Raw genomic sequence first — 7,899 nt, 5'->3', positions numbered from 1 at the left:
GTAGTAACGAACGCTGTACGTCTGCTCACAGGCCTGGGTTGCCAATGCGCAGGCCACGTAAGTTTTACCGGCACCTGTTGGTCCGGTGATCAGGATATTCTGGTGCTTTAGCAGGTAGCTCCCGGTTAATAGTTCACTTAGCTGAATGCGTTTTAGGCCCCGATCCTCTTTGTAGATAAGCTGATTAGGTGAGGCATCAATACGTAGCTTGGCTTGTCGTTTAAGGCGTTCGATCCTGGCCCGGCTTCGCCCCAGCACCTCGCTTTCAAGGAGCAGACTAAGCCGCTCCTCGAACGTTAACTCGGCGTAGGTGGAGAGTTGCTCCCGCTGCTGTTCAAGGCCCTTGGCGGCGTGACCAAGACGCAGGGTTCTTAATTGTTCATTAAGCTGATTCATGTCGTTCTCCTAGTGGTAACTATTTGGGCCACGCACATTGCTGTGCTGGATATCCGGGGTGGTATGAGACTCGGAAGATAGCTGGCCTTCCCGGTGGTTTTTAAGCAGGTTTCTGATAAAACGCAGATAGGGTTTATTCACCATCAGCGCATCTTTACAGGCCTGTTCCAGGCGCACATCGCCGTATTTTTTGGTGAGATTAAGCAGACCAAGACAACTACGGTACGCTTGCGCGGGGTGATCTTTGGCGCTGAGCTGAGTACTGACAACCTGCCGGGTAGCCGCCCCAACATTGCCACCCCAGTTCAGTAAGCGCTCCGGTGACCACTTCTGGTACTGATGGTTGCTGGGCATATGCTCCGTGTGAGTACTGAGGCCGTGCGCTTTCTGGCTGGCCGGATGTTGAGACACCAGGTTTCCCTGGTGGTAGATCTGGATTAGCCGCACGTTCGCCTCCAGTTCAACATGCTGGCCTACCAGTTGGTGAGGGACCGAGTAATAGTGTTGTCTGTATTCGATGTGATAGTCCGGCCCTACCTTGGCGCGTTTGCTTTCTGTATACAGATAGCGCTGAACCGGGAGAGGTTTCAGGGCGGGTTTATCCAGGCTGTCGAATAAGGCTTTACGGCTCGCGCCCAGTTGTTTCATCTCTCTTTGATTCAGATCGTCCATCAGCTCGCGGATCGCCAGATTTAATACATGGAAGGTATGGAATACGCGGTGGCGAAGGCGCATCATGATCCAGCGTTCAACAATCAGTACCGCGTTTTCTGCCTTGGCTTTATCCTTCGGTTTATAAGGTCGCGTGGGCATCACCGCAGTGCCGTAATGATTCGCGAGTTTACGATAACTGTCGTTGAGTTTCGGCTCGTAACGATCCGTTTTGGTGACCGCGGCTTTAAGGTTATCCGGGATCAGAAGCGCTGGCACGCCTCCGAAGTGCGTGAAGGCGTTTGCGTGCGCTTCCAGCCAATGCTCCAGTTTTTGACTTGGGCAGGCTTCGACGTAGGTGTAATTGGATGCCCCCAACGTTGCAACGAAGATCTGCGCATAACGAACCTCTCCGGTATCAGGATTCACGACCGGGATTGTCGGGCCACAGTAGTCGATAAACAGCTTATCGCCGGCAGTGTGGATCTGACGCATACTCCGCTTTTGCATCTTATGCCATCGAAGGTAATGCTCACAGAACTGACTGTAACGATAGGCTCTGTGCTGATGCTCGGCGACATATTCTTCCCACAGAAGCTGCTTTGTCATGCCCTTACGCTTAAGCTCGATAAAGCACTGAGCGAAATCAGGCATGATCTTATTTTGAGCTGCCGTTTTATCCCGATACAGGGCCTGCGTTAACTCGGTATCGGAGCAGTTGTCGGTAAGTGGCCAACGCAAAGCGCTTTGTTCAAAGCGCGTCAGGATATCAGAAACCGTTGAGCGTCCAGCCTTGGTGCAGGCAGCGATATTTCTGACAGACAATCCACATTCGAATTTAAGGCGCAAAATCTCTTTGATATTTGCCATAGATGTCCTCTTTTTTGTCATGTTCACGTCCTCGCTATAATTCAATTGATAACGAGGATAGTGACTAATTGATTTAAAAGAGAAAAGAGAGGTATTCCGGCATTCCGGACAATGATTCCAGAGTTAGACGAAAACTGGCTGGTTTATCCCGGAATCGGTGTCCGGATTAAAACGGAAAGGGTGTCCGGATAAAGCCGGAATCGATGTCCGGTTTGCTCCGGTGTATGCACATCCACAGTAATTGATTATGAGCCGACAGAATCCATTAATGACATTAGGCTTTTCGAGAGCATGTTTAGGTCTGGTGAAATTGATTTTGAGGAATTTAGTCAGGCTCTTTCGGAATTAGACTACTATTTTAGTATCCCAATAGTGAGAGTCGATGCGAGTTACACTCAGTTCGTAAAAATACATCACCCTGCAGTACATATGCATGTAGGCTTAAATAACCCATCTCGAATAGCCTTAGATAGGGTTTGGTCCCCATTTATGTTTACTTTATTTGTAGTGAAAAATTTTTATTGCGACTTATGGCATGCAAAGACAGGTGAAAGCTTTAGATTAGAGAAATTAGCAAAAGAAGAAAAAGATCAGCTAGCTCTACTTGAAGATAAATATTTTTGCCCAGTTCAAAAAGGTTTAATAAATTTACTCTAGGTATTTTCGTACACTTATGTGTAACCTGCTTGCGATTGAGGTGTAAGTTATCGAGGGAAGTTTACAATAGGCTGGTGAGCTTTTCTGAGCTGATATTCCCTCGGTGAACATCATCGTGGCAAATGTTGCAAAGTGTAATAAGGTTTTCCAACAAGTTCTCGCCTCCTTTCGCATGATGTTCTATATGGTGCAGCTCTAAAAGGTTACGAAGTTTATCTGCTTCGTTTTTATTCTTGTGGTTCCATCCACAATTGCAGCAGGAGTAATTATCTCTTTCTAGTACGCTAATACGAACTGGATCAGGTATTTTTCTATCGTGTACTTCTGCTTGTCGATCCTCTTCCAAGACATAAATACCGACGTTAAGATCAGGTCGGCCTGATACTTTAGTAGCTATTGGCCAGCCTTCTTCAGTCCGCAGTTCTCTAACCCGCCTAGGCCATTCTGAACGGTCATTGGCCAAATATTTTAATTCTTCTCCAGTAACTTCTTTACCGACATTTTTAAGGAAATATTCAATAATTTTACTTTTGACGCCAGCATTGCTTTTTCGAATTGTATTAGCAATTTTCCATCTGTAAGCGGCATCTCTATCTTGTTTATTTTCGGTTAGAACGTAGTAATCTTTTTTAAGCAGATCTTTTGGATAAATATCTTCTAAGCCTTCATCATCCTCGATTATATCTTTTAGGGCCAAGCCAGTTTGAATAGGCCATCCCATTTCAACACGTAATTCCCTGATGCGACGTGCATATTCACTAATGCCTGCAACGACCATTATCTCGTCACCGCAAATTAGCGTTGTCGGGTATTTTCTAAAATAAGCAAGTATTCTTTCTCTGGCTGAATTAGTATCGTCCTCATCAATGAGGGAACTACCCAAGTCTCGAAGCAAATGATTTGCAGGGATAAGATCTTTGACCTTATCTCGAAGGTCGTCCTCTAACAATTTCGATTTAAACTTTATCAATAAATCGACTAATTCTTTTCTTAGCGTTTCGGGATCTGTCCTTTTTGATCTTCTAGCCATTAAGCAACTCTTCGTATTTTCTGTCTGTTTACAAGCTCAAGTATTTCACTAATATAACCTGCAATGCTGCTGGCAAAAACCGGAGGAACAGCATTCCCAATCTGTCTCGCTATTTCTATTTTTGTTCCTGAAAACTTAAAGTCATCGGGAAAGGTCATCAACCTAGCCGCCTCTCTGTGCGTTATTGGACGGTTTGACTGTGGGTGTAGATAGCGGCCTTTCTCAGGTTTAAAAAACTCAGTACGAATTGTCACTGAGGGGCGGTCCCACCAAAGTCTGCCGAATAAATCAGTACCACCAGATTTCTTGTTTATCCAACATTTTGGAGTTATATCAGGCCTATTTCTTTGCAAATCGAAACGGTTTCCGCCGAGAGGAACAGCTTTATATCTTTCCTTACTTATTTCAGTAGGCTTTCGCCCAAAATGTAAGTTAAGCGGACCACTTAGTTCGACTCTAACTTCTGTGCCTTCCGGCTCTGGGAGATCATCAATAAACTCTTTCACCGTTCTCCAAGCCGGAAGCTTGCCACCGGCGCTAGGGTTTTGATGTGTTGGTGGAGGAGGAAATGCTGGCACCACATCAAAACAATCGAAGTGATCAGTTTTTACACCAACAATAATTGCCCTCTTACGAGTTTGAGGTACACCGTAATCGGCAGTATTAAGAACAAGTGGATTTAGTAGCTCAAACCCTAGTTCTGTGGCTCTACTATGAATATCGTTGAACTCAGAGCTTTTGAGCAAGCCCTGTACGTTTTCCATAACAAAAACGGAAGCTTCTGACTGCGCGACAATATCCATATATGGTTCCCATAGCTGTCTACGAGCATCGCCATCCCTATTTTTATTAAGTAGACTGAAACCTTGGCAGGGCGGACCTCCGATAATTACGTCTGCCTTGGGAACTGTATTATTCTGTAACCACAACTCTATATTCTCGTGGTAACAATGATTGTCGTCGCCAAAGTTCTCATTATAAGTTGCTACCGCGGCCTCATCATTATCGATAGCCAAAATACTTTCAAATTCACCGTTGAATCGTTCGTCAACGAAACCTAGCGACATGCCTCCTGCGCCACAGAATAAATCGATGAGTTTGTATTTTTGTTTCATGTTATTTCTATCCGTCCAATGACCATTTGACTGTTTTTATATACAGTATCTTCGTGGGTTTCAATAGCTGGGCGCGTAATCTAGACCAAAGGTCAGTCATTATACATATAATAAATGTAAAAAGCCGTTTAAGGTGTTTTGTAGAGTCAGTGAATTTTTTTGTTATATATTACAATGAGTTATTTTCTTAAGGCGGTTCTTTAAATGAAGGCATCGTGAAATAGGGAAAGGCTAACTTATGCTCTAAGAGTTTAATATTTAGTCATTGCAATAAGCCTGGTTCTTGCGGGCAAACGTACTTTGCATTTTTATCGCATTGTTCGTATTGTGCTGAATATATTAATTTAACTGGATTGTTTTGAACAAACTAGCAAGGAAGCAAGCCTTTGTCCGAAAACATTAAATACTATTCAACTCACGCAGAAAAACTCGCTGATCAATATAACAGCGTAGCGTTTGAAAAAGTACATGGCGACTGGCTTTCTGAAATACCTGAAAAAGGCTTTGTGCTGGATATTGGAGCAGGTTCTGGTCGCGATGCTCGCTTTCTTGCTGATAAAGGATTGAGTGTTGTTGCTGTTGAACCTGCTGATGGCATTCGTGAACGCGCCCAACAATATGTGGTTAATCAGCCGATTCACTGGTTGAATGACAAACTGCCTGAGCTTAATCAGGTGTTCAGCCTGCAAACTAAGTTTGATCTGATTTTACTCAGTGCTGTCTGGATGCATATTGTGCCTTCTGAGCGAGAGCGATGTATTCGTAAGCTCAGCTCCCTGTTAAAAGCCAACGGAAAAATCATTGTTTCACTGCGCCATGGCGCGAACCACGACGAACGCACTATGTACCCGGTCTCAGCAGATGAGCTTTCGGGGTTTGCCCGCAAGTTCGGGCTGTCATTTCGTTTGCTTAGTGAACAGACCAATGCCGACGAATTGGGGCGGGATGATGTTTACTGGCAAACAGTAATACTCACCTTACCTGATGACGGTTCGGGGGCATTCCCCCTACTGCGCAACATTATTGTTAACGATAACAAGTCTTCTACGTACAAAGTTGCGTTGCTGCGCACCTTACTAAGAATTGCTGAAGGTCATCCCGGTGCGGTTATCGAACGCACCAAAGAGCATGTGGTATTGCCGGTAGGACTGGTAGCCCTTTACTGGATAAAACTATTAAAACCACTGCTCGATCATTTTGAAATTCCTCAAAGTAGCAACATGAATAAAGGGTTGGGGTTTGTTAAAAAGGGCGGATGGCAGGAACTACGATCGTTTACGGCCAACGATTTTTATATCGGCGCCACTTATCTGAATGTCGATATTGCTCGTGCGGTATATCAAACACTGAAAGACGTTACGGCCACCATACGGAATATGCCTGTGCGATACATTACTCTGCCTGGCACTGAGCAGGGTGTATTTCATGTCGAAAGTAAACGCACCAGTAAACCCTCTGGCAGTGTTGTTCTGAATTCCGACTTTATGAAATCCTTCGGGCGCTTTTATATTCCGATAAATATCTGGGATTCACTGGCCAGATTCAGTGTGTGGATAGAGCCCTCACTGGTAAATGAGTGGGCTGCATTAATGCAAACCTACACGGCAAAACGGGCGATGGCGTTTTCTCAATCTGATTTGCTTAAAGCGTTAACCTGGGAAGATCCGCGCAGAACCACTGCGCGGGTCAGAAGCCGGGTAAACGCCTTACTTGAGAGTGAAAAGGTAAACTGTTGCTGGTCGGGGAAAAAGCTCTTGGCAGAGTATGCTATCGATCACGCCATGCCATTTTCCCGATGGCCGAATAACGACTTGTGGAATTTGCTTCCTACTAAAACGCACATTAATTCCAGGAAATCAGATAAATTGCCCAGCTCCGCCCGTTTGCAGCAGAACCGGCAAATCATCACAGATTGGTGGCAACAAGGCTGGTCTGACAGTGCGGACGAGTTTTTTATCCAGGCTAATCTCGCGTTGCCGAACCTGCCGGATAGTAACCGCAGTTTTGAGGATGTCTTCGATGCGCTCACATTACAGCGGGACCGAATCAAAGCCTTTCAGCAACTCGAAGAGTGGTAGTGTAAGCCTCATGCAGAAAGTTCTGTTGTCAGTTTAAAGCTCATCTGATCGCCTCATTGCCAATTGTTCTATCTGATGATTTATCCGCTCCAAAGCAGAATTATTAAGTAACCCGAGATCGGCTTAAGCCACGACCATTGAATTACGCTCAACATCAGTAATATCAAGTGATGGCTTGTTTTCCTTGAGGCAGTAAGCAACCAGGCCTGCCATCAGATTAAGCGTAAAACCGTTCATACTGCGATGTCTTGAGTGCTCAATGAATGAAATGTTCTTCAATTGGTCGTTGATGGTTTCAATAATGAAGCGTTTTGAAAGCATTGCTCTGTCCCATAAAGACATCGCTTTTGCTTTCATATTTTTGCGAACCGTGGTGATAAGTTCGACGCCTTTATCAAATAAATTAGCTTCAAGTGCTTTGCTTAAATAGCCCTTGTCTCCGTACAATTTACCCGGTAAATGTTGAGCTAATTCCTCAACAGGTTTTGTGTCATGAACATTACCCGTCGTCACTTTTGCTGCGACTATTTCGCCGTGATGATTGACGATTAAGTGTAGTTTGAAACCATAAAACCAGCCCATGGTGCCTTTTCCTCTTTGTGCAATTCCGTCGAAGGTTTTATGTCTGGGAATGCGAATGTTGTGGCAGACTTTTAAACTCGTTGAGTCAATGAATTCGATGCCTGTAGGCTTGCCCTTAAGCGAACTAAAATAGGCACACATGGGGACAATAGTACGAGGCATCACTTCTAAAAAACGCGTGTAACTGAGTAGAACAGGGAAGTCTTTACGATAAAAAGCGTGAACATACCCCAAGTAATAATTCTTAAAATCACGATGATGTGACATGTGGAAACCGATAATAATGGTCATCATTTCACTCATTGACATACGGCAAGCTCGTTGTCTTTTTCGAGTACCGTCTTCCAGCAGCTGCTTTTGCCATTGAGGGATAAACACTTTGCAAAAATCATCGACATCGCAAAATAATTCTACTAACTTCTTCATGCCTGTTCCTTTTGTTTGATTGAATCGTTCTTGGTCGAAAGATCCGATCTGGGAACAGGCATTTAGTTCAATTTCTTAAACAGGATTGGGGTTA

Annotated in this window: 7 protein-coding genes; 2 read left to right on the top strand and 5 right to left on the bottom strand. The window is 44.5% G+C overall.

The window, feature by feature from the left end; all coding sequences use genetic code 11:
* Together C6Y40_RS01220 and istA are read right to left on the bottom strand one after the other, a co-directional pair.
* Nucleotides 1-396, bottom strand: a 396-nt coding sequence (locus C6Y40_RS01220; RefSeq protein WP_170308382.1) for an ATP-binding protein, incomplete at its 3' end; no start/stop codon positions are given.
* A 9-nt stretch (nt 397-405) separates the two neighbouring features.
* Nucleotides 406-1,938: an IS21 family transposase gene (gene istA / locus C6Y40_RS01215; RefSeq protein WP_105932950.1), complete on the bottom strand. Its 1,533-nt coding sequence runs from the start codon at nt 1,936-1,938 to the stop codon at nt 406-408.
* Between the two features lie 270 nt (nt 1,939-2,208).
* Here istA and C6Y40_RS01210 point away from each other — a divergent pair, with 270 nt between their 5' ends.
* A complete protein-coding gene (locus C6Y40_RS01210; RefSeq protein ID WP_105932949.1) occupies nt 2,209-2,574 on the top strand; it encodes a DUF2290 domain-containing protein in 366 nt (121 codons plus the stop codon).
* Nucleotides 2,575-2,635: 61 nt separating this feature from the next.
* On the opposite strand, the gene C6Y40_RS01205 is transcribed toward C6Y40_RS01210, so the two are convergent.
* Both C6Y40_RS01205 and C6Y40_RS01200 read right to left on the bottom strand, forming a co-directional pair.
* A complete protein-coding gene (locus tag C6Y40_RS01205) occupies nt 2,636-3,604 on the bottom strand; it encodes an HNH endonuclease (protein ID WP_105932948.1) in 969 nt (322 codons plus the stop codon).
* Nucleotides 3,604-4,719 (bottom strand): DNA cytosine methyltransferase, encoded by a 1,116-nt coding sequence (locus C6Y40_RS01200; RefSeq protein WP_105932947.1) that lies wholly within the window; start codon nt 4,717-4,719, stop codon nt 3,604-3,606. Before C6Y40_RS01200 ends, C6Y40_RS01205 begins: the two co-directional genes overlap by 1 nt.
* Before the next feature lie 386 nt (nt 4,720-5,105).
* Here C6Y40_RS01200 and C6Y40_RS01195 point away from each other — a divergent pair, with 386 nt between their 5' ends.
* Complete coding sequence (locus C6Y40_RS01195) at nt 5,106-6,797, top strand: class I SAM-dependent methyltransferase (protein WP_105932946.1); 1,692 nt, start codon at nt 5,106-5,108, stop codon at nt 6,795-6,797.
* Nucleotides 6,798-6,920: 123 nt separating this feature from the next.
* Here C6Y40_RS01195 and C6Y40_RS01190 read toward each other — a convergent pair whose 3' ends face one another.
* The gene (locus C6Y40_RS01190) at nt 6,921-7,805 is read right to left on the bottom strand and encodes an IS982 family transposase (protein WP_105932938.1); all 885 of its coding nucleotides are present in this window, start codon (nt 7,803-7,805) and stop codon (nt 6,921-6,923) included.
* Between the last annotated feature and the right edge of the window lie 94 nt (nt 7,806-7,899).

The sequence above is a fragment of the Marisediminitalea alba genome (assembly GCF_002993365.1).
GTDB lineage: Bacteria > Pseudomonadota > Gammaproteobacteria > Enterobacterales > Alteromonadaceae > Alteromonas > Alteromonas alba.
The sequence above is the reverse complement of the archived record's forward strand: the minus strand, read 5'-3'. Positions and strand labels throughout refer to the sequence as shown.